The sequence below is a fragment of the Comamonas sp. wu1-DMT genome (genome assembly GCF_040187805.1).
In the GTDB taxonomy this organism is placed as follows: Bacteria; Pseudomonadota; Gammaproteobacteria; order Burkholderiales; family Burkholderiaceae_C; genus Comamonas; species Comamonas thiooxydans.
Window position 1 is genome coordinate 61,779 of record NZ_JBANEM010000022.1, and the last position, 22,628, is coordinate 84,406.

Genomic DNA, 22,628 nt, shown 5'->3' on the forward strand with positions numbered 1-22,628 from the left:
GCGCAGCCTGAGATTTAGGGAAGCTCGTTTTTTCATCGGGAAGGCCTCTGCTGAGCCGCGGCGAACAGTTCGATGGCGCGGTCCACATCCGCAACTCCATAAATGACCTTGGCGCGATTGATGACGATGGCCGGGAGCCGGTCCAATCGGTACTGGACGGCCAGCGTCATGCCGGAGGCCGCATTGGTGATCTGGTCCTTGTAGCGGCGACGGATCTCGGCCTCGTGCTGACGCATATAGGCCATGGCGTCGGCTTCGTTCTTGGGCAGCCCTGCATTGAGCTGCTGCTCAAGCTGAGCCATGGCGTCCACGCGATAGACCTTGAGCACGTAGCCAGGCTGGCGAAACGGCGGCCGTACCACCGTGGCCGAATTGGCGAAGACCTCCACGGTTGTCACCGAAGGGCCGATAGAGCCTTGGGCCAGCGCGCCATGAGCGCAAAGAAGCAGCACCAGGGCAGTGAGGGAGGACCGCATCATGCGCGCGCCTCCTGCAGGCGTGCCGCCACGCGGTAGGCCGCTTGAACCTCGGTGCAACCATGCTCGTCCATGAGACGGCGGCGCTCGGCCTTCTCGTGGCCCTCGGTCATTGCCAGCGCGATTGGCAACGCCGGTGGCACGTTTCGGAACAGCCACTGATTGTTCGCGCTGATGAGCACACCTTCGGTGTACTTCGCCGGCTCCTTGACGGCAGACTCCATCATGTGGCGTTGCTCAGGTGTGAGCGATCGAAAGCGCGCGATCTCCTCGATCTCGTTTTTGTCCATGGTCAGCAACATCCAGAACTCGCACATGGACAGCACGCGGGACATGCTGCCAGGGAAGTCCTTCAGGTTTTGCGTGGCCAGCCAGAACCAGGCATTGAGCTTTCGCCACATCTTGGTGCCCTTGGCCACCTTCGGGCCAAGCAGCTCGTTGGTGGTAATCAAGTGCCCTTCATCGGTCAGCATGATGAGGGGGCGATCCTCATGCTGAGCGGCCTCGGCGCGCGACTGCACCGAGTCCAGCAGGCTGGTGTAGGCCACAGCAAGCGCATCCTCATAGCCGTCTTTGGTCAGTGTGCCCATTTCCACCAGGGTTACATCGGCATCGGGCCAGTCCTGGCCCAGGCGGTTGAAGAGCTTGCCGCGCAGGCCTGTCGTGAAGGTCATCATCGAATGGCCCATCTCTTCGGCGCGCGCGCGGCGGTGCTCCGACAGAGATGCGTCCTTGACCATGGCCGTCAGCTCCAGGGCGATGTCTTGTGTCAGAGGATGGGGCTTGCCTTCGTTGGATACGCGCACTGCGGCTCGAATAATGGCCCTGGTGACCAGATAGCGGTCGGCGCGCGTCATGCGTTTGAGCTCGGCGTCTTCACCACCCGTAATCATCATGATGGCCGAGATGAGCATCTCGCCTAGGTAGTCGCGCTTTTCTTCGTCCGAGTCGTCGTTGGCGTCATCAGGCTCCATCACTTCATTGACCGACTCCATCAGTCGCTCGGCACCTACGAGCTCAGCATCCTCTTCGGAGGGGATACCCGCTCCAGCGCCGAAGTATTCCTCCGCTGCCTTGAAGGACTCCATGATCTCCTTGTCCTGCAGCAGCTCGCTGGCGTACACGAATGGAGGCAGTGATACGTCTGTATCGCCGCTCAAGTTGACGCGATACACGCTCAAGCCTTTGGTGGCCATGTCCTTGACCATCAGATCGAAAGACTTGCCTGCATCCGCGATCACCAGGCGTGGGCGGTGGATGGCCATGACCAGCATGGACAGGTAATTCAACGTCGCCGACTTGCCCGCTCCTGTGGGGCCGAACACCACCATATGGGCGTTCTTCTTGCGGTCGATCTTGTTGAGTGGATCGATCCACAACGGCTCGCCGCCCCGGTTCCAGAACCAAAAGCCGGGGTTGGCCGTTCCGCGTGAGCGCCCGTAGACCGGCAAAATGGCGGCGATCAGGCTCGCAAACGTCAGGCGCGACCGTCGCATGCTTCGCAGGTCGAACGTGGGATCAAATGCGAATGGCAATGCACGCAGGAATGCGTCATGCGCCACAAGGTCCTCTCGGGATTCGATGAAACGCATCCCGGTCGGCGTCAGCTGGGCATTGACCTCGGAAACAGCCGCATCCAGATCCGCATGAGTCTTGCCGCTCAGGTACAGCCCCATGAACATCGGATACAGCTTGTCCCCGGTGGCCATGTGCTGGAGCACTTGCTCCGACTCTCTATGGGTCTCCTGCGCCACGGCGTTTTGAGCACGGGAGGCCTTTTTGATGTCCTCGACGTGGCGCTCGACCTGGTATTGGGCAGCAATCGTCACCGTCACGGACAGCATCGAGCCAGGCGGCAGCCGGTCAAACCGCGCATAGGCTTCGTTCCCGATCCGGCTTTCTGCGGAGAAGTGCCCTATGCTAGGGTGAGCACGAAGGTTCTGCAGCGTGAGGAACTTCACCGGCTGGCCATCGAATTCGAAGCAGCCTTGTTCCTGGTTGCACGAGGGCTCAGACAGGTTTAGCGACTCGGAAAAGTCCCAGTCATAGATGCCCTCTGGAGCCACATCACCCGGATAGGGCGCGCCGCGGAACAGCTCGGCGCCCGTGCTGGCCCAGGGCACATTACGGTTGAAGAATGGAAGCATCCACTCGTAGAAGTCCTTGCCGTTGGCACGCCGCGCCGTCACGCCGGCTTCGTTCAGCGTGGCCAGCAAGGTGGTGGCCACAGCCTCCATCTGCTGCTCGGCCATGCGGCGCTCATTGACCAAGTCATCAAACTGGCGATAGATGCAGCAGCGAACCCGCCGCTGCTGGCCACGCCAGGTCTGGCCCGTCACCAAGGTGTCGGTAAACAGCCCCTGCTCTCGGGAAACCTGCGACAGGTGACTGCGAAACTCCTTCAGCACGGACTGCGTGTATTCCGAGTCGATGATGGCCTGCGCGCGCTTGGCGTCCTTGTGCTGGGACAGGATGTAGTCGTGAAGGTATTGGTTAAGCCCGTCGATGTTTCGGTCATCGCTCAGGAAGAACTGCACCACCCAAGGCGAAGAGTCGACCTCGGGAATCGCCTGAATGGCCTCTTGAATCTTGCGGCAGTGCTCCTGCAGGTACTCCAGCGGCTGCGCCTCCGTAGCGACAGCGCCCAGCTCGAACAGCGCGCCCAAGGTCTTGCCGTCGCGCATCACAAAGTTGCGGTCTTTGGGTGAAAACTTGATCCAAGGCAGCAGCTCGGTGAAGGAGGGCGGACGGGCGGCCATCTGCTTGCGGTCGGCGGCCGTCATGAGCCGGCGCTTGTGCTTGCTTTTGGTACCACCAGACAGGCCCAGCATTTCCAGCAATCCGCTCATTGGCCGGCCTCCCGAGCAGTGCGGCCGCGTGAGAATGCGGCGCGGCCTTGTTGCAGCTCTTCGGCCACCTCACCGGGCATGGCGTACTCCGTTGACTCATACATTGGGAAAACCGTGACATAGCCAGGCACGGGGTAACGACCCTTGGCCAGGTGGGGATAGACCACCATGACCAGATCCGGGTTGGGTACGCGTGCAAAGCGCTGTTGCATAGGCTCCAGGGCTGACCAGTAGCGCTGCGTCATTTCGTCGCCGCGCGCGATCGGGCGCGCACCCGACGCACGCTCCAGGCGGTCCCGCGCCGTCTCACGAGAGGAAGCTGCTGACTGCGGGGGCTGAAACTTGCCCCGATACACATCCACCAGGGTCGGACTGCCAGCCGTAGCCTCCTTCAGCGGAGACTCGCGCGACCCAATAGCCGTGCAACCAGCCAGTAGCGCGGGAAGCACGATGGCAAGAAGAAGGGAATTATTCGAGGCCATAGCGGGCTCCAGACAGGACATTGGGGGACTGCGTGCGGTGCACGATCTTTCTTGGGTTGGCGGGCTTGTCGATTTCGATCTGGCGGTCCAGATGCACGACCAGCTGCTGGCCAGCGGGCGTGACCACCGCGTCAAACGAGCTCTTGAGGCGCTCAGTCAGCCAGCGCACCAGCTCATCGGTGGCTCCCGAACCCATGCGGCCCAGTGCAAAACTGCCGGCATTTCCGGTGATCGAGGAGGTGGTGCCATTGCTGCTGGCCATGGTGGTGGTCTGGGCCTGCGCCAAGGCCTCGGCGGCCACGCCCAAGCCCTTGGCACCAATGATGTCGGTCAGGTAAGCCGGCGCATTGGTCACGAACTTGCCTTGAATACAGGGGTTGCCGTACAGATCACTGATGAATCCAAGGTCTGTGGAACCATTGGTAGCCGTGGCTGTGACGCCGGCACCTGCCTGGGTCTGCGGCGCACGACGCGCCGAAACCGTATGGATCGCACCATCGTTGAACACGAAAGTCATGCTGCGGATCTTTCCCTCGGTGCACGAAAGCGCCATATCGCCTACGGCCACGCCGGTAACGATCATCCCGGCGAGGTCTTCGGGCAACTCCCAGCCGTTGGCGGCCAAGTTGTCGCGCCCGACCATGGCTTTGAATTGCATGGGGTCCGTCACACGGCCATTGACCGGCACACGGCCGATCAAACTGGTCATCGCGGTGACGCCCGCCAGCGTGGAGTTCTCCGGCAGCGTGAAATAAGCCACGGGTTGCGGCTTCGTGGCCGCCTGAGAGGCCTGAGCAGCTTGTGCGGCCTGGGCCGCGCTGACTGCACTGGGCATGGATTGCGTGCCGTCCGGGGCTACCCGCACGTAGCGCGTAACCATCTTCCCTTGATGCTGAGTTGTCTCGGTGGTGTAGCCCATGGGCGGAACCACCTTGTAGGCAGTGCTGCCACCGGACAAACCTAGATCCTGGGAGCCGCCAGCAGGACGATGACCTCCGCCAACACCATTCGAGCCAAGCCCTGTAACAGAGTCGATAGCGTCGCCAATGGGCTTAAAGACATCGACTGGGGCTGGATCTGTGTCATTGCTGGTACCACCGGCAGCACCAGCAGAAGAGGTGCCTGCAGGTGCACCTTTCTCCAAGCGCTCCAGGCGCTTGCTGAAATCCTGGTTAGCACGGAGCACGTCCTGAATATCTGCTCGCAGATCCTTGTTGGCTGCGACCACCGTGGCCAGCGTCTCGCTGGGCGTGTCCTCATCTGCGCCTGCCGTTTTGGGCAGGGGGGCGGCTGCCATGGGCGCAGCGGTCGGTGCATTGTTCTGGCGCATGACGATGACCGAGCCGACGATGACGAAGGCCACGATGACAAGAACAGGGGTGAGTTTGTTGCTTTTCACTGCCATGGGTGCCTCACAGACAAGACTCGAAAGTGCGATCGCACACCAGGTAGACCGCCGTGGTGTCGGTATCTGTACCGGCAGCACCGATCCGGCCATGCTGGGCCGTGGCCGAGAGCCAGCGCCCGCGCAAGCTCTCCAAGGGCAGCTCCAGGGCAAAGCGCGAGCGGTTGGTGACGCGCACCGCAGTCACATACAGGTTTCCCGACTTCCATTGGCCTACGGGCGCAGCGTCCACAGCAGCGCCACGGAACAGTGTCGGCACGGGCTCGGTTCCCACGCCAACCTGGCTCACACCTGGCGTGCCACCAGCCAAGCGTCGAGGTGCGTAGAGCTGGCGGGCAGCATGTCGAGTGAGCTGCACCATGTCCGCAGCAACGCTCTCTTGCTGTTGAGAGTGGCCGCCAGACAATGCAGCTCCACCAATGGGGTTCGGCACGGTCGCGGGCTCGATCACAGAAACCTGCAGCTCGCCTTTAGCGGACTGCGTGGACACGACCTTGCCCTTGGAGTCTTTGGCGTCTGGAGCAGCTACCGCAATCAGATCCATCGGAATCTGCTGGCCGCTATCCACCAGCTCGGCAATGATTCGGATCGCCGTGAATGGCACAAGCGCAGTCACATAGATCGTGCCGGCGATCGTCTCGATACGCGCCACGCTATCCATGTCACTGGGCATGCGCAGCAACGCATCGGCTGGCAGGGTCACAAGGCGCTCCTGGCCGACCGTCAGATTCACCCGGACTGGCTCACGCGCAAACACAGCACGCTCGGCGGGGCCAGAAGTCAAAGGAGCTGGGCCAACGCGGCGAAGAGACGCTTCGGCAGCTGCGCGCCTGGCGGAACCTACGGCTGTATTCGCCAGCGGGGCGGGCACGCTAACGCCTGCCACCATGCGCCCGCCAGCCGGTGCGCGTCCTGCATTGGCTCCTGCAGCTGGTGTTGCAGCTGCTGCACCCGTTTGGCCCAGGTCAATAGGCTCATTGAACTCGGGCGTCTCGGTGCTGCCCGCCAGCGATTCGACCTGCTGAGCAGCGACGCTGCCATGCAGAAGCTGCAGGGCGACCAGGAGGCAGATCGAGAGAGAACGACGTTGGATCATGTGGATCAATCGACAGAGGTGTCACGAGGCAGGCTCGAAGGGGCAATAGTTCCGGGCAGACGCGGTGCTTTCAGGTCCGCTTGAACCGGCGCGCCAGGCTTGAGCTCCGCAGGATTGAGGCGCGCGGGCTGGCTACTACCGAAGCAATCCAAGCCCAGACGCCATGGGTTGCGCTCACGGTCCACATCGAAGCGCACCACGCGCAGCGGGTACCGAATGAATACGTCCTTGACCGGCTGCCCTGCGAAGGTCTCCTGAACCTGCATGTCCAGCAGCACCGTCCAGGCATCCGAGCCTTCACGGATCACGCGGTTTTCGCTGTACGGGAATCCGGGGATCTCGCTGATCTGGCGAGTACGGCGGCGCAACTCGCCTTTGGCATGACGCTGCTGCATATCGGTTTGCAGTTGCGCCTGGCAACGAGGCGTCAAATAGAACTGCATCGCATAAATCTGCTTGCCATAGTCTTGAGAGCCATCGCTTTGCCAGCGATTAATCTGCTGCCAGATGTAGTACGCAAAACCGTAGGCATTTGTAGACGGCACTGGAGACTGCCCATCAATAACCCGTATCGTGTCACCCGCCTTAATATCTGGCGCGACGTGCAAGTCGATATTCTTTGGAACGCGCGAAGCGAACCACATGCCAGCCACTGCCAGCCCTACTATGCCAAATATGATTTTGGTAAGCTTTGCGCTATGGCTGCGCTCGGACGCAAGTGCGTCCAGATAATCACCACTGCTCATTATTTGGTTCCCGATGATTTGGCTTCAGCCCTGATCGAATTCAAGCGATAGCTGCAACCCAATTGCATCCGGCCGTCATGGACCAGAAATTTTGGCTTGGCCAAGTTGTGCGACACGAGAAAAAAAATGCATCCAATGAAGGTAGTAGCCTTCAGGGCGGTTTCTCTTTACTTCTTGCAGGTACAGTGATGAATACCACAGCACTGTGAAAGGCACGATAATGCATATAACTGGAACAGTGATCCAAAGTCCAGAGATATATGCAACCACGCCTCCGACAAACAGGCTGGCAGCGAAAGACACGGCCCCAATGTACCCGGCTTCGCTTGCTGCCATGCCGTTGATAATAGGTGGCTCAGAGTTCACGCGATCGGTCAGCGGAGCCGAAGCAATGGCCATGCCTTGTGGACGGGTGTCTTTCGCTGTCATGTCAGGCCAGGGTCTGAGTAGCGTAATTGACCATCAACACCACGAGGCTGAGAATAATGACGCTAACAATTACGTGCTCTTTTAGATCACCAAGCTGAATAGTGCCTTTGGTGTAGTCGCGATAGCGTTGCAGCGAAGCAATTACCACATATAAAAATGCGGCAACCGCAAGGACCAACCCCAGGATGGTAAATCCGAGTTTCAGATAAGCGCCGATGATCCCAAGAATATCGCCTTCTTGTGTGGTGCCGCCGCCGATACTTCCCCCTGCAGGAGGCTGAATTGTTGGCAGAGCGCTAAAAGCAGGGAAGGTTGCAAGCAGCACAACCGGGGCCAATGCGATAGATGCGATGCCAGAGTTAATTTTTTTCAAGTGCTTCTTCATAATTTCTCCAATCAATTAATTGGTTTTTTACAGAATGATTGATCCCACCACGCCTACCACTAACAGAACAGTAATGGCAACTCCAATACACGCCCTCATGGCTTCCGATGCATCCATTTCTCCATCTCCATAAGCCTTCAATACCAGCGTGCCGAGCCATGCGCCAATAGAAAACACCATTGCAAAAACCACGACAAAAAGCAGGTACTTCAAGTTTTGAGGATTGAAGCCTGCCCCTTGTACGAATGCCGTCGCCATTTCTGAACGCATGGTTTGTTTTTCTTTTGGTTATTGCCGATAGTCACCACGCAATGGGGCGACTGGGCGAGGCTGGCGAGGTGCATCCACGTGGTTTGTTACGCCCAGGCGCAGCAGCTCCAGGTCGCGCTGCAGCCAGTCGTAGCGGAACTTCACGCGCTGGCCGGTCGGCGCGGCCTTTTCCGCGTCAGCAACCATCAGCTGCACCTGCTCGATCTCGCCAGCGATGCGCGCCAAGCGCTCGCGCTCCAGCTCGTCGTCGGCAACATCTGCCCAGGCCATCGCCGTGGTGGAGAGCACTCCAATCACCAAGAGGGCAAAGAACGAATGTCGTGAGCGTTTCATCAATATCTCCTTCAAAATCAATGTCATGCGTATTTCTTGAACGCACCTACCGTTGTCGATAGGGTGAATGCCACAAGCACGGTGAACACCAGAACCATGTAGGCCGGGTTGAAGCCGCCGAACGGCCAGGACAGGTACAAGCCAAAGCCACCTGTAAGCGCCCATCCCACATAGCGCTTGGCGTGGTGGTAGACGAACGAGGATTCGCGGCCGCCTTGCCAACGGCGCCGGTCCCTGCGCACCAACCCGTCGATCACCCCCATCAGGCAGGCAAGGGCAAATGCTGGGAGTGCAAAAACTGCAGTGCAGAGGCGCAGCAGAACGTCCTGCAGGACAAACATGCTGATGACAACCCATTCGCTGAGCATGTAGATGAACGACGCACCAGCCTTGGCCAACCCCTTGAGTTGAGGCTGCACGCTTTGTCCAAGAAAGCTAGGCAGTGCCGCATCTGAACCAGCCTGCTGGGCGGCCAAGTTGCGCTGATACCAGCGCAGCGCACCAAGGCGCTCGTAGGGCATACGTACCCACTTCACGATGCGCAGCGAAAAGTCCACGGTGTCTGGCACTAGCAGACTGCGTGGCGCGGCTGCGATATAGCGCAGATCCTGCTGCACCATCTCCTGTGCGTGGCGGATACCCTGGCCACGCCAGAAGAAATAGCCACCGCCGACTTCAATCACCAGACCAATGAGCCACGAGGACACTGTCACGCTGAATAGTCCAAAGCCAACCAACACGGCCACCCCCACAGGGCCGTGTGTGCTTGGCTTTCTGGCGGGCGAGTTCGGAGCCGTCATGAGTGCGGTCCCATCACGTTGCCGGCCACGGCGGACGAAGTTGCACCTGCCATGGCGTAGCCAGGCATATCGTCATCAAAGGCAGAGGCGAGATCCGTGTCGATCAGCCCACCTGCACCAGCGCCCAAGGGCTGTGTACTGAGCCAGTCGGTTTCTGCGGCCCACGTCTCGCTCGTGCGATAGCGGCGCTTCATGTCCTCAGCAACCGCCTTAAGCGAAGCTGGTATGAACGGGTCGTCCTTGCTATCAGCCAGAGGAATACGAATTTTGTGGCAGCGATTGCCTTCCAGCAGTGCAAACGCTTGACCCTGTGGCAATGAAAGAACGTCAGAAGGCTCGATCAGCGGCGCCTTCGACTTGTTCGCTATGTCATTGTTCTGGCTGGTGAAATCGACGCCATTGCCCTGGGCAGCCGTGTCCGACACGCCCGATACTGGCGTAAGCACCGTCACGTTGACCTGCGGCACCTGGTCCGTCAGCAGGCTCGCGGTCGCCTTGCTGCGCACTCGCAGCATGCAAAGGTGGTTGAAGTTGTCGAGGATCTGGCCAGCCTTGGCCTTGTCACCAACCTTCGCCTCGATGTCGAACATCGACTGGGTGTATGCAGTGATGCGAAAGCCAGATCCGCCCAGTTTGTTGACCATGGGCACGAACTCGGGACCTGCAATCTCATTGACCTCATCGAAATGGCAACACACAGTCGGCAGCTGCAGCTTCCCGTCACCGTGTGGGTCGAGGCCTGTCTTGTAGAGCTTGCCGCCGGTCGAGACCAGATCTGACAGCATGGAGTTGCCCACGGCAGACGAAACCACGGAGTCAGACAAGGCATCCAGACCGGCATACACGATGCCGCCCTGGCGGAACACCGTCATCCAGTCGAAGATCGGCCGCTTGTCGTTCGGGTCGAAGTAGTCCGGGCTGATGAGCTTGCCAACTGCGCCAGAGGTGAGCTTTTCGAGGAATGGCCCCAGGCTGGCGATGATCTTTTCGTAGAACGAACGCTCGTAGCTGAATGCTGCCGCAAGGCCGACCAGTACCTTGTCGTCCAGTCGTGCTTCCTTGATGAGCAGATACATCGCCACCTGATCGGGCGAACGATCCTGCAGGCTTCGAGGGACCGGAGCCTTCTTTGCCACAATAGCGCGCTCCAGTTCCACCAAGCGGTCCTGATAGCTGCCAAAGCGCTGGGGATGGTCAATCGCGAGCTTGCGAAACGTCATGCCCGCGTAGTCCATGAACAGCGGGTCAATGCCCGTCACGTCCTTGAGCAGCGTCTCGTAGGTCGGAATGCGGCCGAGTGCCACCTGGGCCTGAGCCACGATGTTGGTGAACCGCCAGCTGAACTCCTTGAAGGCTGCCGAGTTGCCCGAGGAGGGCAGGGCATTCGTGGCACGGCCAGCGACTTCGGTGATACGCGCGAAATTGCCAATGCCGTTGTAGCGTGCAGAAATCTCCGGGTAGCCCAGATGGAACATATAGAACTGATCCAGGCGACCAGCGCGTCGTGCCTCAGCATGCATGCGAAGCATCAGCTCCGCGTCGCCCTTGGGGTCGATGACGATCACCACATGACCGGCATGAATGTCCTGAGAGCACAGAAGCTCCAAGAGGCGCGTCTTGCCCACGCGAGTCGTGCCCATCACCAGCAAGTGGCCAGAGCGCGAGCCTTGGCGCAACACCACCGGCTTTTCGTTCTGCACTCCCACGCCATGAAGCACAGGGTTGCCGCCCAGGTCCACGCCCGTGGCGAAGGGGTTGGCGGTACCGCCGACATCAAGCGCACGCTCCAGTACCCTGGCCAGCAGGCTGTCGGTCTTGGCCTGCGCCCACTTGCGCATCTTTTCGCCGGTCGCTGCGAGCTTGAGCTCGGTTGGCGAGGCCTTCACGAAGCGCTGAACATCTGTCTCACGCGCGTCCAGCAAGCGTTGGGTGTGCAACTGCGTCCACTCAAAGCCTTCGCCCAGGTAGAGATGCTCCTTGAGATTGACAGGAAGCTTGTGAGGGGCCAAGCGCGTCATCTTGGTGAACTTCAGCCCGCGTTGATAGCTATAGACCTGGAACGCCTGGCGCGCACGCACGCAACCGAAGCCGGCAGCGATTGCGCCCGAGACGGCGCCCAGCGGGTGGGGCATCATCAGCGCCCATGGCGCGGCTGCAGCTACGCCAGCAATCCCAAAGGCTGTGGCTGCGCTCAATGCTTCGACTGGCGGCCTCAGCACGCCTTCCATGGTCCCGTCACTCACTGCATGCCCTCCAGCTGGAACATGCCGTGATGGTTTGGAACATTTTGGGACTGCGTAGCCACAAAAGGCGTTCCAAGCTGAACCAGCCTAAAGCGCAACAGCCGAGCATTGGCACATGCTTTCATCGCGCCTTCCAATCCGATATGCACCAGGCCGAGTTCGCTCATGGAGCCACTCCAAACGTGCGCTGAGGCAGGATCTGGTAGGCGCGGCCATTGCTGTGCACCAGCACGGGAAAAACTGGCGCACCCTTGGCGATCAATGTGTCTGCAAGGAATGCCGCTGTATCAGGAGCCAATTGCAAGGGGTTGGCCACTTGCTGCAGCAGCTTGAATGCGGCTGGCGTTGCTGCCTGCACCACAATGCCGACAGCATTGAGCTGTATCAGCTTCTTGTGGTTGAAGGCTACCCAGCGCAAAGACGCGTCGTCCGCGCCGATCACGAACATGGGTTGAGTCAGCCATTGGCCATTGAAGACCTGCACGCCGTCTTGCTTGAGCACACCTCCGCGCAATTGGCTGCGAAACGGGAAACGCAGCCCGTCGAGCACATTCGCCTCATCTGTGCCGCCCACGATCTGGGCGACATAGGGCGCCAACGGCACAGACTTGCCGCTGTCGTGGAGCATCTCCAGCTCCACGCCGGCCAGGGCCGGCGCGCTGCAAGCGAATCCAAGGGCGAGGATGGCGAACCGGCAGCGCATATCAGCGTTTTCCGCGGTTGGCCGGAGCTGGCGATGCGCGCTCGATGATCTGCGTGCGCGGCACGTTCAGCATGTCGGCTGCACCGACAGACGACTGCACGCGCGGCAGGCCGTCATAGTTCACCATCGGCTCATTGGGATACAGGCGGGCCATAGCCGCCTGCATTTCACGGTCCCACAAGATGCTTCGCTCCACATCCTGGTGGAAGATCCGCGCCATGCGCTCGGCATACTGGCGGCGCTCTGCATCGTTGCGAGCATGAATGCCCAGCACCTCCAGGGGCGAGAGCTCCTTGACCGAGAAATTGGCACGAGGTCCTAGCGACAGCACCTTGGCTCGCTGCATCTCATCGGCAGTCAGACCCCACATCTGTTGCACAGCGCGCGCTGTCTCGTCCAGTTGCGAGCGGCCCTGTTGAGTCGTGCTGGGGAGCGAGCTCGCTTCTGCAGTGCGGCCAGTGCGCAGCTGCGCAAGGGCGCCCGTGCTCAGCTGCAATGCGACCACGGTGGCAATAAAGGCAGTTTTTTTCATGAATCAGCCTCCATTGCTCACTGAAAGGGTCAGGCCTTGGCTGCCTGGAGCCACGAATGTGGCTGTGCGAGACACAGGATCTGCCGACTTGAGCGACAGACCATTGACCACATCACCTGGGCGCAAGACACGCACTCGGCGATCACCGGGCACGCCCGACGCGACCACGACCGAAGGCTCGCCGTTCCACATATCGACGGACACAAGCTGGGCACCTGCAGGAGCTGCAGCTGGCTTCGCGGCAACGACCTTTGGTGCTTGGCGGGGAGTCGCTGGCTTCGCCTTCACCATTACGCGCTTGGGCGCTGGGCGTGGCGACGGCTGCTCGACGGGGGCGGCCTGTGCGGCTGCCGGAGCCGCTGCAGGCGCTACCGCAGGAGCGGGAGCCGATGCCGCAGAGGGCTTGCTAGCCATCGCGTTGGCCTGCTGCATAGCGGCCAGCTGCTGCGACATCAGCAACATCATGTCTTCCATGCGCTTCATGCGATCAAGCACCTGGGGGTCGACGCCGACTGGTGTTGCAGTCGCCACTGCCGTGGGGGCCACCGCCATAGTCGGCGCTGGTGCGGCAGTAATAGGTGCACTACCAGCCGGTGCTGCTGCAGCGGCCTCATTTCGCTGGGGGGCCACGTTGGCCACGGCTTGCGGCACAGCGCCCGCGTCCCCCAGGCTGGCAACGCCTGCATCAGCTGCAGACTGCCGCATAACCGCCTCTGGATCGAATTCTGGTTGCATGCCCACGGGGATTGGGTCCGCATCGCCAGCTGGGGCTCCGCCGATAGGTGCCGCAGCAGCATCAGCCAAGGGCGCAAGGGGCAGCGGGGAGGTGTCAGCCAGGCGCGGATCGAACTCGGAAGCGTCGAAAGCAGGCTGCGGCGTCACTAGGCCGGCCTCGGGAAGCGATGAGCCAAGCAGATCCAGTGCTGGCAGACGCTTTTGCCCATATTGAAGGTAGCCCAATGCCAAGATCCCCACGACACCCGCAATGCCGACTGCGTGCAGTACCCATGGGTTCGTCGCCTTGCGTCGAGAGGGGATATCGCTGGACTCAACACTCACAGGCACCTCGGCCTTGCGTGGCTTCGCTGCGGCTGGTGCGCGACCGAACGCGCGGGCGAGGAATCCTGGCCGTTTTTCAGGCTCTACAGGCGCAGCAGCTGCCGCCGCAGTTGCAGTGGCAGCACTGAAAGGAGCGGCAGCCTCAAGCTCGCTCAACCAAGAATGGTCGACGGCTGAATCGTCGACACCAGTGACCTCGGGGGCCACAGAAACCGCAGGCGGCAAATCTGCCACATCGGGAGGCGGCGGCGGTGGCACGCTTGGCTCAGTCACTTGTACGTCTGCATCGACAGTGCTTTGTTCCAACATGCTCACTCCTTGGCGGACGCCTTCGGCTGAGGCGTAGTGCTAGGGCTGACGATGGGCTCCAGGCGGCGAGGCTTGGGTGCGTTGGCCAGGGTGAACCAGACGCGGCGAGTGATGTGATCGGTGTGCCAGCGCCATGCCGTACCCACGAGCACGTTCAGAACGTCTTGAACGGAAAACGGGCCCAGCGTGCGCTGAGCCTCGGGCAGCGGCAGACCGAGGAAGCGGCGCGCATCGGAAGTCAGTGATTGGGAATCCACCAGGGCGTAGCCAGTGCGAAGAAGCGTGTACTCGATGGCTTCGCCAACGGTCGTCACCTGTTCGCGGGGAAATGTGAGCTGGGCCACCAGGGCCAGCGGCTCATTCAGATGTGGCTGGGGCAGGGCTTCGGCAGTGGTGTAGCGGCCCAACTGCAGGCGCTTGTTGCCATCAACAAGCTGAGGGGTGGCCTGGGCTGAGCAGGCCATGGCCAGCAAAGCCATGCTGGCAAAGAATCTGGGCATGCGGGTCATGGACCGTAGGAACTCCGTAAAAAGAACCCGGGCCACAACCAAGAGGAGGTGTGCGAAGAAGATCAGTGGCCCGGGGGTGTCGACGCAATGCGTCAGTCGCCGGGCCGAATGTTCTTAGAGCTGCCGCTTTGTCACCAGCGGAAACCGTGCGTTACATACCTAACGGTTAACGCTTGACACAGTGAAAAATAAATGGTTGGTAATTTAAGGGTGTAAAGGATGGCGAGCGGCAGGGGCCGCCTCGCGTACTGGACAAACGGTTTTACTGGGTACAGGGCCTACTCAAAGGGCGCGCATGCTCCTCAAACTTCGGAGCATGCGCAAAGGATTTACTGGTACTGGAAATGGCCTATACGGGCAACGGGCGCCGGCAGCTGGCCTGGGAGGCCAGTTGCCGGCGAAATGGTAGAGATGCGCAATGGACCAAGTCGCTATGGTGCCCGCTTTTGACTAGGCCACAGCACCCGTTACATGAACTGAGCCCCATAACTGTGACATGCGCCAGAATAGACAAAAAATTCAATAGGCCTAGAATTATTCACTATCGTTGCTTCAAAGGCGTCCTAAACGTAGGTAAAGAGAAGCAAGTCAATACTGAAAACATGGAGTTATCTTTGGAAGCAGTTGAAAGAAAATTTCGAGGAACAATAAAACAAAATCCTAAGTATGTTCAAAGATTAACAGAATATATAGACCATCTGGCTTCAAAAGGCAAAATTATTGAAGCGAAATATTATTTTCATCTACTATATTTAATAAAACCTGGCCACCCCAGGGCGGTTAAATTGGGTTACGACCTGTCAATAGCCACATTTGATAACGAAGGCGTTAGAAGATTTGATAAGCTGCTATTTGACTCAAAACCTCGCGATGAAGAAATAGCTTTCTTTAGGCTGAAATACTACATCTCGGTAAACAATGTTCAAAACGTTGAAGAATGTTGTTTATTTCTTCTGTCAAAATGCATAAAGAGCGAATATTTGCAAATAGTTGTTGAGGCTTGCGTAAATTTTAAGAGCTACTCAATCGCCAGAAGCCTAATTGAATATCTTGATAAAAATAGACTGATTTTAAGTAGACCATTCGAAGCGCGGATAAGAAGGATTCTCCTCCAACATTTTCTAAATCTGATCACGGAGCATAAGTGTGGGTAAGTTTCTAGTATTAAGAGTTCTCGATAGCAACAGCATTTCTATCCCTCACACGAAGGTTTACGGACAAGTAGAGATTAGATCAAATAAGTCAGACTCTGAGGATGAGATTGAAGCACTAAGGCGATCCGCTCAAGAGAACCGAAAGGACTTTAATCATTACGCAATCTGCGCAAGAATTGCAACTATTGTCGAAGCGGAAGATAATGCAGTGGCTACAGGTTATGCTGACAGCATTTTTTCAGAAAAAAAATGCTCAACTGAAGACGCTATTCTACTGTTTCGCAGTTGAAGCTCTGATAAAGGAAACGGAAAATGATAATATTGGTGGCTCTGTTCGTTGGTTTCTAGGATTTCCCAACGGAAAAAACAGAAGTGACGTTTCAGTGACTACTCTTCTTAAGCTAAGGGAACATCCAAGCTACGACTTTTGGAATAAGGAACTCATCGACATTTTTGAAAAGATTCGGGTATTCAGAAATGATTCTGTTCATGCCGGATTCAGGAGTACTGATTTCACAAAGAATGAGCTCAACCTATATAGCCAGATTATGTTATTTGGTGCGTCAAGATGCCAGTCGGCAGTTCGCTTCGCGTTGATAAATGGAATTAAAAATGTTTCAGAATTCAAAGAGTACATTCCAATAATCTTTGAAGAAAACTGCAACATTATTAACGACATTCATGGAAATATAATATATTCATTAGATCAGCTCAAGCATTCATAAGAATTATTAAAAGGAATTCTGGCAGTCGCCTTGTTTCAAAAACTTAAAAAATCAGTCGCCATCTTCATTGATTTTAGATCTGTAGAACAAAAACACACGCCGACGTAGGCCAGTAACAGAAGACTTGGGTGATTGTGAAGGACGCATGGACATGCGCTAAGTTTGCCAATGTCATTACGGATAGTTGAAGTTGTATTAAGGTGTTACACGGTTAGCATATCCTGGAAAGAAATACAAGCGAAAAGCCTCCGGTCATCACCGCAGGGTTTCGCGCTGACAGCTGAGGGCGCACTAGGTACGGTTGCGCCCCATGGACGACCTCGCCCGCGCACCGCACCTACATAGTCAGCACATCCAGCAGAGAGCCAACAGTGATCCACCATTTCTAGGCCGAGATCCGCTCGATCGTGGCTGCTCGATATTCGCTATCGCAGACAGCTTGCAACTGCTGGGCCTTGCCAGCAAAACCAACCCGCTCATGCGTTGGTTGGGTCGCTTCGAGGGGCTGGAGCAGCATCTGGAAGAGGAGCTTGATCCAATCCTCAGCGTGCGCTCAATCCTGCTGCAGCTGGTTGCTGACCATCCCAAAATGCCGCATGTGCCCAAACCTCAGCAAGAGAAGAACTGGCACAGCTTCGTCATGCGGGTCGTGGTGCAGCCGTTCGTGCAAACATGCGGTGACTGGGGCCGCGACGGTATCGCCTCACGCATCAAATGGGACCCGCTGCAGCAGAGCTTCATGGACTTCCTCGCGCTGGGCCAGCCTGGGGAGGAGCTGTCTATCTGGACACCCACCGATGGCAAGTCAGCGCGTGCCCAGCACTTCGCTCGAATCCTGCTCCAAGAGGAGTGCGCGTGAAGAGTATTGCTTCAAAGTTGCTGGCCATGGTGCCCTGGAGCAGGGCCAAGCCCGTGCAGTCTGCGCCTGCAGGCCCGCTGCCGCTGCCCGACGCCCCAGTATCGACGGGTGCTCAAGATCTGCCACTCAAACCAGACGAGATCCACATCGCGGGCAGTGAGCCCGGATGGTTGTGCGTGCTCAATGCCCAGCAGCTGCTGGCCACGGTCCGCGCAGAGCGGGCTATCACCCAGATCTGGAGCCAGTCGCACCAGTCCCAGGCCATCTGGGAACGGGACCTGCTGCCAGCGATTCGGCGGTACGCCGAGTTCGTGCAGCTCATGCCTGCCTCCGAAGCGCACCACCACGCCCACGCAGGGGGCCTGCTGTCGCACACCATCGAAATGCTGCTTGCGGCCATGACCTGGCGCAATGCCCATCTGCTGCCAGGTGGAAGCCAGATCGAGATCGTGGACGCCCAGCGCGACCAGTGGACCTATGTGGTGTTCTTCTGCGCTTTGCTGCACGACATCGCCAAGCCCATGACCGACCTACGCATCGCGTGGCGTCAGGTGGGCGAGACCGATCCTATCCGTTGGGCACCCGCAGGCGGAAGCCTGTCTCAGATCGCTGGCCAACGCACTGCGGAGTACCTGGTGGACTTTGCGCCCAAGGGGCAGCGCGATTACAGCGCCCATGCCAAGCTGGCCCAGCTGCTGCTGCCCCGCATTGCGCCAGAAAGTGCGCTGCGATTCCTGGCACACACGCCCACCGCCTTGGATGCCCTGGAGCAATACCTCACCGGCCAGGACAAGGACAGTCACGTCGCCAAGATCGTCAAGCGGGCCGACCAACTGTCCACGCAGCGCGCCTTGCAAAAAGGCTCCAAGGCCCGCTTCGCCACGGCCAAGGCCGTGCCCCTCATCGAGCTGCTGATGCAGTCCATGAGGACCATGCTCCAAGCTGGCACACAGCTCCCCCTGAATCGCAACGGTGCGGCAGGCTGGGTGTTCGAGGGGGCGATCTGGTTCGTGGCCAAGCGCCTCGCCGATACCGTGCGAGAGCATATCCAAGCAAACGAGCCCGATGAAAGCGTGCCTGGCAACGCAAAGAACGACCGGCTGTTCGACACCTGGCAGGACTACGGCGCGATCGAGCTCAACCCTGCCAGCGGCCAGGCCGTCTGGCATGTCACAGTGCACGGTTACGCCGAGGATGGGTCAGAGCAGGGGGCCTACATGCATGACTTTGCCATGCTCAAGTTCCCTCTGGCCAAGCTGTTCAACCACGAGAGCAAGTACCCGGCCGCCATGCGTGGGCGGTTGGAGATCCGCGACCGTCGCAAGGATGGAGCAGGGCAGGACGAACATCAAGCTGCTGCAACTCTCACTGCATCGGAATCTGCGGCAGCAATCGATGCCAATGCACCACAAGCTGCGACATCCTCAGCCCAACCATCCCAGGTTGCGGCAAAGCCTGCGAAGCAACGGCCCCAGGATGCGGCAGAAGCTAAAAAGCATGCTGCCATCATGCGGGAGCCCACTTTTACCAAGCCACCGAATGCTGCGGCAAAGCCCAGGCCTGCGGCAGCCACTGCGGCAGCAGCCAAGACACCTGCACCAGAAACTCCATCCCAAACTGCGGCAGTCATGGCAGTTAGGGCGCCTACGGCGCCAGTGCAGCAGACCCAAGCTGATACAGCCTACGACGAGTTTGAAGCTGGGGCAGTATCGAGATCCGGCGTGCCCACCCCATTGAAGCTGGACTACGACAGCCTCGACAACGGCGAAGCCGCGTATTTGCTGGGCGACAGCGATGACAGCTACTTCCTCGATCCATCCGAATCTGCAACAGCATCGGACAAGCCTGGCAAAAAGAACAAGCCGGCCAAGAACCCACAGCCGGCAGAGAAGGGCGCAGCGCCCTTGGAGCAACCATTCCAGGATGCCGCAGCGGTGCCGCCACCAGCTGCGCCTCCTCAGCCCGCCACCTTGCACCAGCCGCCCCAAGCTGCCGCAACTGCGGCCGCAAGGCCGCCTTCTGTCAAACCTGCAGCAGCTGTGCCGCCACCAGCGCCAAGCGCACCTAAGAATCCCGCTCCCGTGCTACGCCATGACCAAGTGCCGCGCTCTCAAAGCGTGAGTGCCGAGTTCAAGCGCATGGCCGCTGATCTGGACGAGCTCGATGACCTGCCCGTACTCAAGGGACGCACCGTCACTGCAAGTCCGCCGCCGGCGGCAGCCGCAACACCGGGGCCGGTTCTTCTGCTTCAGCCGCTGCCCGACATCGACGCAAACCCCGACAAGCCGCCACCCGAGCCAAGCCCCTTGGCATTGGCTTTCATGCAGTGGGTGCAAATGGGCCTGGTCAATCGCGAGCTCAAGTTCAATGAGACCGGCGCGGCGATTCACTTCGTGGAGGAGGGCATGGCCCTGGTATCGCCCAAGATCTTCAAGGAGTACGCACGCCATGGCGACCGTGAGGACGGCCACGAGGATCTCACCGTCGACGAGCTCAGCACCAAGACCCAGAGGGAGGTCATCAAGTGTGGCTGGCACCTGCCAGCCGCGAACCGCACAAACATCGTCCGCTATGAGATCCACAGCCGCGGCACCGTAGTGGCCCATCTGTCCTGTGTTGTCCTCACCAGCCCAGGCCGGTGGGTCCAGCCCATCCCCCCCCAGCAATCCCGCATTGAAGATGGTTTGATATGAAATCCACCTGCTCAACTGATTACGAGATTGGCGACAACACCGCGCCAGACAAGCGCCTAGAGCTATGGAAATCGCGTAGCTTCTGGTTTCGGCTGCGGCACCGATGGAACGTGCTCAGTGCTTTTGCCGAGGGCAGCTTGACCTGGCACCACGCCAAGCTCGGCCTCAAATACCCGGATCAGGTCATGTGGCTGCAGCGCTGGCCACCAGGCAATGGATTGATGCCGGTCTGCCCAGCCGTCATTGCCGAGCTTGAGCACATCGATCGCACCATGATGGACTCCGACCAGCCCGCGCCACGGGCCGCTATTTTCTCACTCCACAGCATCGGCCACGATCGCACCCAGTGCAGGAACTGCGGCGGATCTGGCGGGGCCTTGCCCACGCAATGCCCAGGTCGCCCCATGACCGATGACGAGCGGCATGCCGTCCTGGAGGGGCTACTCGATTACGTCGATGGCCAATGGCTTGGCCAAGTCATCAAGCAAGCCCCAAAACCGCTTGCCGAAACCTGCAAACTGGAGCCTAAATTGGCTGCCGAAACCTGCAAACTTGAGCCCAAAACGTCTGCCGAAACCTGCAAACTGGATTTGCCGTTTCCTGCACTCTATATACAAGGGTCTTCTATACAAAGAACTACTACTACGTCTCCAAGCGTCGTAGCGCTCGAAGTGGCACCAGCTCGCGAGGCGCAAGTCTTCTCGGAAAACGACTGGGCAGCGAAGTGCGCAGCCTTGTCGGACGCTGCCAATCAAGGCTGTGGCCAGGTGTACGAGACCTACGAGCTACGCGTGGGGGCCAGCATCGACCTGGCGCTGCTGCAGGTGCCCGAGCTGCAGCTCGATCGCGCCATCGAGATCGCTGTTCAACACGGCTACACAACGCCTGCTCAAAGAGCGAAGACCGTGCAGATGCTGCGTGACGATGGTTCTTGCAGCCACGGGTTTGATCCACACACGTGTCCAGTTGGATGTGGAGACGTCGACAATGTGAACGATTCAATGGTGGACTCAGACTGGATGCCGTGCGGCTCCTGCGGGGGCTCGGAACGGGTCCAGTGCTTGCGACTTTGTAGCAGCGGACGCAGCGCCGATGCCGGAAAAAGATGACGGGTCAAACAAAAATGTTTGACAGTTGGCAGCGAAGTCCTTAGAGTCCGAACCGTGCGTCAACGGGAGCTATTTGTAACTCTCGCGGAATTGGTTAAGAGGAAGAGGTAAAAACGTAGTCCCATGGGTCTACTGAAAGCCTTAAAAACTGGAGCTCTAGCGCTCCTATTTTTAGAGCTTATCTACTAGATACGATGTATATTATGTTAAATATCATCCCAATAGAGCAATCTACCAACCCCTGTTCATATACAGCTCCAAACCTGCTGGCAAAATAGTGACCATGCGATTCCTCCACACGATGTTGCGCGTTGGCAATCTCCAGCGCTCTATTGATTTCTACACCAACGTCATCGGCATGCAACTGCTGCGCACGTCCGAGAATCCCGAGTACAAGTACTCGTTGGCCTTTCTTGGCTTCGAAGGTGGTAACCCAGGTCAGGCGGAAATTGAGCTGACTTACAACTGGGGAACCGAGAGCTATGACATGGGCACGGCTTACGGTCATATTGCTCTGGGTGTGCCCGATGCCTATGCCGCCTGCGAGAAGATCAAGGCCGCCGGCGGTAATGTGACCCGTGAGGCAGGCCCCGTCAAAGGCGGCAGTACCGTCATTGCTTTTGTGACGGATCCTGATGGCTACAAGATCGAATTAATACAGAAAAAGTCAAACGATTACAGCGAAGAACGCCACTCAGACGCCAAAAAAAATCGATCCGCTACGCAGCGCGTAGCAGGTGAGCAATAAAAAAGCCTACGCGAGTAGGCTTTTTTCTATCCAGTGATGGAAGGCCTGCAACGCCCGCGACCACATGCGATTTTTCGAGAATCACCTGGATTCCGCCTGACCGAGGAGCTGTCACTGGCTTGCGTCACCAACGGCCAGGAAATCGTTGACTGCACACGCGAGATCGAACAAGACGAGACGCACGTCTACAGCATTGCGAAATACATGCAGCTGTTTGTCTTCAGAGTCATCGGCAATGGATGTTGTCTCTACCTATTGGGCCGTTGGCATGGCGAATTCCGCGCCTTTGCCAATGCTCTCGGGCCAACGCTGCATGACGGATTTCTGTTTGGTGTAGAAGCGCACCCCCTCCTCCCCATAGGCATGCATATCGCCAAACAGGCTCTTCTTCCACCCGCCAAAGCCGTGCCAGGCCATGGGCACCGGAATGGGTACGTTGATACCTACCATCCCAACCTGGATACGCCGAGTGAATTCCCGAGCCACATTGCCATCGCGGGTGAAACATGCAACGCCATTGCCAAACTCATGCTTGTTGACGAGTTGCACTGCGGCGGAGAAATCAGCGACTCGAACACATGACAGCACGGGGCCGAAGATCTCTTCCCGGTAGATGGGGTCGTTTGCGGGAGGGGGCGGAATCCTACGCTAAGGCTTTGGCCAGCGATATTCTCCGGTGAGATTGATGTGTTCCCATCCGAGCGGCGAAACATG

23 protein-coding genes and 1 pseudogene are annotated in these 22,628 nt (G+C 58.6%); 6 read left to right on the forward strand and 18 right to left on the reverse strand.

The window, feature by feature from the left end:
* Nucleotides 1-32 precede the first annotated feature (32 nt).
* The 17 genes from V8Z78_RS23245 to pilL2 all read right to left on the reverse strand — a co-directional run bounded on the left by V8Z78_RS23245 (nucleotide 33) and on the right by pilL2 (nucleotide 14,626).
* Nucleotides 33-479 carry a TIGR03757 family integrating conjugative element protein gene (locus V8Z78_RS23245; RefSeq protein ID WP_019042344.1) on the reverse strand — a complete coding sequence of 149 codons (447 nt, stop codon included), beginning with the start codon at nucleotides 477-479 and terminating at the stop codon, nucleotides 33-35.
* Nucleotides 476-3,325 (reverse strand): conjugative transfer ATPase, encoded by a 2,850-nt coding sequence (locus V8Z78_RS23250; RefSeq protein ID WP_349732227.1) that lies wholly within the window; start codon nucleotides 3,323-3,325, stop codon nucleotides 476-478. Before V8Z78_RS23250 ends, V8Z78_RS23245 begins: the two co-directional genes overlap by 4 nt.
* Nucleotides 3,322-3,807: a TIGR03751 family conjugal transfer lipoprotein gene (locus V8Z78_RS23255; protein WP_349732228.1), complete on the reverse strand. Its 486-nt coding sequence runs from the start codon at nucleotides 3,805-3,807 to the stop codon at nucleotides 3,322-3,324. Before V8Z78_RS23255 ends, V8Z78_RS23250 begins: the two co-directional genes overlap by 4 nt.
* A complete protein-coding gene (locus V8Z78_RS23260) occupies nucleotides 3,794-5,212 on the reverse strand; it encodes a TIGR03752 family integrating conjugative element protein (RefSeq protein ID WP_349732229.1) in 1,419 nt (472 codons plus the stop codon). The genes V8Z78_RS23255 and V8Z78_RS23260 overlap by 14 nt, the downstream gene beginning before the upstream one ends.
* A gap of 7 nt (nucleotides 5,213-5,219) precedes the next feature.
* A complete protein-coding gene (locus tag V8Z78_RS23265) occupies nucleotides 5,220-6,308 on the reverse strand; it encodes a TIGR03749 family integrating conjugative element protein (RefSeq protein ID WP_349732230.1) in 1,089 nt (362 codons plus the stop codon).
* A 5-nt stretch (nucleotides 6,309-6,313) separates the two neighbouring features.
* Complete coding sequence (locus tag V8Z78_RS23270; protein WP_003055196.1) at nucleotides 6,314-7,054, reverse strand: PFL_4703 family integrating conjugative element protein; 741 nt, start codon at nucleotides 7,052-7,054, stop codon at nucleotides 6,314-6,316.
* Nucleotides 7,055-7,129: 75 nt separating this feature from the next.
* Nucleotides 7,130-7,483, reverse strand: coding sequence for a TIGR03750 family conjugal transfer protein (locus V8Z78_RS23275; protein ID WP_349732231.1), 354 nt, complete (start codon nucleotides 7,481-7,483; stop codon nucleotides 7,130-7,132).
* Between the two features lies 1 nt (nucleotide 7,484).
* Nucleotides 7,485-7,868 carry a DUF2976 domain-containing protein gene (locus tag V8Z78_RS23280; protein WP_034372443.1) on the reverse strand — a complete coding sequence of 128 codons (384 nt, stop codon included), beginning with the start codon at nucleotides 7,866-7,868 and terminating at the stop codon, nucleotides 7,485-7,487.
* 27 nt (nucleotides 7,869-7,895) lie between these two features.
* A complete protein-coding gene (locus tag V8Z78_RS23285) occupies nucleotides 7,896-8,138 on the reverse strand; it encodes a DUF3262 family protein (RefSeq protein WP_256496845.1) in 243 nt (80 codons plus the stop codon).
* An 18-nt stretch (nucleotides 8,139-8,156) separates the two neighbouring features.
* Nucleotides 8,157-8,471 carry an integrative conjugative element protein, RAQPRD family gene (locus V8Z78_RS23290; RefSeq protein WP_019042353.1) on the reverse strand — a complete coding sequence of 105 codons (315 nt, stop codon included), beginning with the start codon at nucleotides 8,469-8,471 and terminating at the stop codon, nucleotides 8,157-8,159.
* Nucleotides 8,472-8,494: 23 nt separating this feature from the next.
* Nucleotides 8,495-9,271, reverse strand: a complete 777-nt coding sequence (locus tag V8Z78_RS23295) for a TIGR03747 family integrating conjugative element membrane protein (RefSeq protein ID WP_349732232.1) — start codon at nucleotides 9,269-9,271, stop codon at nucleotides 8,495-8,497.
* Nucleotides 9,268-11,499, reverse strand: coding sequence for a type IV conjugative transfer system coupling protein TraD (gene traD / locus V8Z78_RS23300; protein WP_349732244.1), 2,232 nt, complete (start codon nucleotides 11,497-11,499; stop codon nucleotides 9,268-9,270). Before traD ends, V8Z78_RS23295 begins: the two co-directional genes overlap by 4 nt.
* An 11-nt stretch (nucleotides 11,500-11,510) precedes the next feature.
* Nucleotides 11,511-11,681, reverse strand: a complete 171-nt coding sequence (locus tag V8Z78_RS23305) for a hypothetical protein (protein WP_349732233.1) — start codon at nucleotides 11,679-11,681, stop codon at nucleotides 11,511-11,513.
* Nucleotides 11,678-12,217 (reverse strand): PFL_4695 family integrating conjugative element protein, encoded by a 540-nt coding sequence (locus V8Z78_RS23310; protein ID WP_349732234.1) that lies wholly within the window; start codon nucleotides 12,215-12,217, stop codon nucleotides 11,678-11,680. The genes V8Z78_RS23305 and V8Z78_RS23310 overlap by 4 nt, the downstream gene beginning before the upstream one ends.
* 1 nt (nucleotide 12,218) lies before the next feature.
* Nucleotides 12,219-12,749 carry a hypothetical protein gene (locus V8Z78_RS23315; RefSeq protein ID WP_019042358.1) on the reverse strand — a complete coding sequence of 177 codons (531 nt, stop codon included), beginning with the start codon at nucleotides 12,747-12,749 and terminating at the stop codon, nucleotides 12,219-12,221.
* A 3-nt stretch (nucleotides 12,750-12,752) separates the two neighbouring features.
* Nucleotides 12,753-14,117 (reverse strand): hypothetical protein, encoded by a 1,365-nt coding sequence (locus tag V8Z78_RS23320; protein ID WP_349732235.1) that lies wholly within the window; start codon nucleotides 14,115-14,117, stop codon nucleotides 12,753-12,755.
* A 2-nt stretch (nucleotides 14,118-14,119) separates the two neighbouring features.
* Nucleotides 14,120-14,626: a PFGI-1 class ICE element type IV pilus protein PilL2 gene (pilL2, locus tag V8Z78_RS23325; RefSeq protein ID WP_349732236.1), complete on the reverse strand. Its 507-nt coding sequence runs from the start codon at nucleotides 14,624-14,626 to the stop codon at nucleotides 14,120-14,122.
* A 614-nt stretch (nucleotides 14,627-15,240) separates the two neighbouring features.
* On the opposite strand from pilL2, the gene V8Z78_RS23330 reads away from it, so the two are divergent.
* The 6 genes from V8Z78_RS23330 (at nucleotide 15,241) to gloA (ending at nucleotide 21,914) form a co-directional block, all read left to right on the forward strand.
* On the forward strand, nucleotides 15,241-15,780 hold the full coding sequence (locus tag V8Z78_RS23330) for a hypothetical protein (protein WP_349732237.1): 540 nt from the start codon (nucleotides 15,241-15,243) through the stop codon (nucleotides 15,778-15,780).
* 221 nt (nucleotides 15,781-16,001) lie between these two features.
* Nucleotides 16,002-16,505: a hypothetical protein gene (locus V8Z78_RS23335; RefSeq protein WP_349732238.1), complete on the forward strand. Its 504-nt coding sequence runs from the start codon at nucleotides 16,002-16,004 to the stop codon at nucleotides 16,503-16,505.
* Nucleotides 16,506-16,815: 310 nt separating this feature from the next.
* Nucleotides 16,816-17,364 (forward strand): hypothetical protein, encoded by a 549-nt coding sequence (locus V8Z78_RS23340; protein WP_349732239.1) that lies wholly within the window; start codon nucleotides 16,816-16,818, stop codon nucleotides 17,362-17,364.
* Nucleotides 17,361-20,057, forward strand: coding sequence for a MobH family relaxase (gene mobH / locus V8Z78_RS23345; RefSeq protein ID WP_349732240.1), 2,697 nt, complete (start codon nucleotides 17,361-17,363; stop codon nucleotides 20,055-20,057). The genes V8Z78_RS23340 and mobH overlap by 4 nt, the downstream gene beginning before the upstream one ends.
* Complete coding sequence (locus tag V8Z78_RS23350; protein ID WP_349732241.1) at nucleotides 20,054-21,166, forward strand: hypothetical protein; 1,113 nt, start codon at nucleotides 20,054-20,056, stop codon at nucleotides 21,164-21,166. Before mobH ends, V8Z78_RS23350 begins: the two co-directional genes overlap by 4 nt.
* 283 nt (nucleotides 21,167-21,449) lie before the next feature.
* Nucleotides 21,450-21,914: a lactoylglutathione lyase gene (gloA, locus tag V8Z78_RS23355; protein ID WP_349732242.1), complete on the forward strand. Its 465-nt coding sequence runs from the start codon at nucleotides 21,450-21,452 to the stop codon at nucleotides 21,912-21,914.
* Between the two features lie 252 nt (nucleotides 21,915-22,166).
* On the opposite strand, the pseudogene V8Z78_RS23360 reads toward gloA, so the two are convergent.
* Nucleotides 22,167-22,529: pseudogene (locus tag V8Z78_RS23360) on the reverse strand (aldehyde dehydrogenase family protein); the annotation flags it as partial.
* Between the last annotated feature and the right edge of the window lie 99 nt (nucleotides 22,530-22,628).

Coding starts and splice junctions, on each gene's coding strand:
- V8Z78_RS23245 (WP_019042344.1), bottom strand. CDS start 479: ATGATGCGGTCCTCCCTCACTGCCCTGGTGCTGCTTCTTTGCGCTCAT.
- V8Z78_RS23250 (WP_349732227.1), bottom strand. CDS start 3,325: ATGAGCGGATTGCTGGAAATGCTGGGCCTGTCTGGTGGTACCAAAAGC.
- V8Z78_RS23255 (WP_349732228.1), bottom strand. CDS start 3,807: ATGGCCTCGAATAATTCCCTTCTTCTTGCCATCGTGCTTCCCGCGCTA.
- V8Z78_RS23260 (WP_349732229.1), bottom strand. CDS start 5,212: ATGGCAGTGAAAAGCAACAAACTCACCCCTGTTCTTGTCATCGTGGCC.
- V8Z78_RS23265 (WP_349732230.1), bottom strand. CDS start 6,308: ATGATCCAACGTCGTTCTCTCTCGATCTGCCTCCTGGTCGCCCTGCAG.
- V8Z78_RS23270 (WP_003055196.1), bottom strand. CDS start 7,054: ATGAGCAGTGGTGATTATCTGGACGCACTTGCGTCCGAGCGCAGCCAT.
- V8Z78_RS23275 (WP_349732231.1), bottom strand. CDS start 7,483: ATGACAGCGAAAGACACCCGTCCACAAGGCATGGCCATTGCTTCGGCT.
- V8Z78_RS23280 (WP_034372443.1), bottom strand. CDS start 7,868: ATGAAGAAGCACTTGAAAAAAATTAACTCTGGCATCGCATCTATCGCA.
- V8Z78_RS23285 (WP_256496845.1), bottom strand. CDS start 8,138: ATGCGTTCAGAAATGGCGACGGCATTCGTACAAGGGGCAGGCTTCAAT.
- V8Z78_RS23290 (WP_019042353.1), bottom strand. CDS start 8,471: ATGAAACGCTCACGACATTCGTTCTTTGCCCTCTTGGTGATTGGAGTG.
- V8Z78_RS23295 (WP_349732232.1), bottom strand. CDS start 9,271: ATGACGGCTCCGAACTCGCCCGCCAGAAAGCCAAGCACACACGGCCCT.
- traD (WP_349732244.1), bottom strand. CDS start 11,499: ATGGAAGGCGTGCTGAGGCCGCCAGTCGAAGCATTGAGCGCAGCCACA.
- V8Z78_RS23305 (WP_349732233.1), bottom strand. CDS start 11,681: ATGAGCGAACTCGGCCTGGTGCATATCGGATTGGAAGGCGCGATGAAA.
- V8Z78_RS23310 (WP_349732234.1), bottom strand. CDS start 12,217: ATGCGCTGCCGGTTCGCCATCCTCGCCCTTGGATTCGCTTGCAGCGCG.
- V8Z78_RS23315 (WP_019042358.1), bottom strand. CDS start 12,749: ATGAAAAAAACTGCCTTTATTGCCACCGTGGTCGCATTGCAGCTGAGC.
- V8Z78_RS23320 (WP_349732235.1), bottom strand. CDS start 14,117: ATGTTGGAACAAAGCACTGTCGATGCAGACGTACAAGTGACTGAGCCA.
- pilL2 (WP_349732236.1), bottom strand. CDS start 14,626: ATGACCCGCATGCCCAGATTCTTTGCCAGCATGGCTTTGCTGGCCATG.
- V8Z78_RS23335 (WP_349732238.1), top strand. CDS start 16,002: ATGCTGACAGCATTTTTTCAGAAAAAAAATGCTCAACTGAAGACGCTA.
- V8Z78_RS23340 (WP_349732239.1), top strand. CDS start 16,816: ATGGACGACCTCGCCCGCGCACCGCACCTACATAGTCAGCACATCCAG.
- V8Z78_RS23350 (WP_349732241.1), top strand. CDS start 20,054: ATGAAATCCACCTGCTCAACTGATTACGAGATTGGCGACAACACCGCG.
- gloA (WP_349732242.1), top strand. CDS start 21,450: ATGCGATTCCTCCACACGATGTTGCGCGTTGGCAATCTCCAGCGCTCT.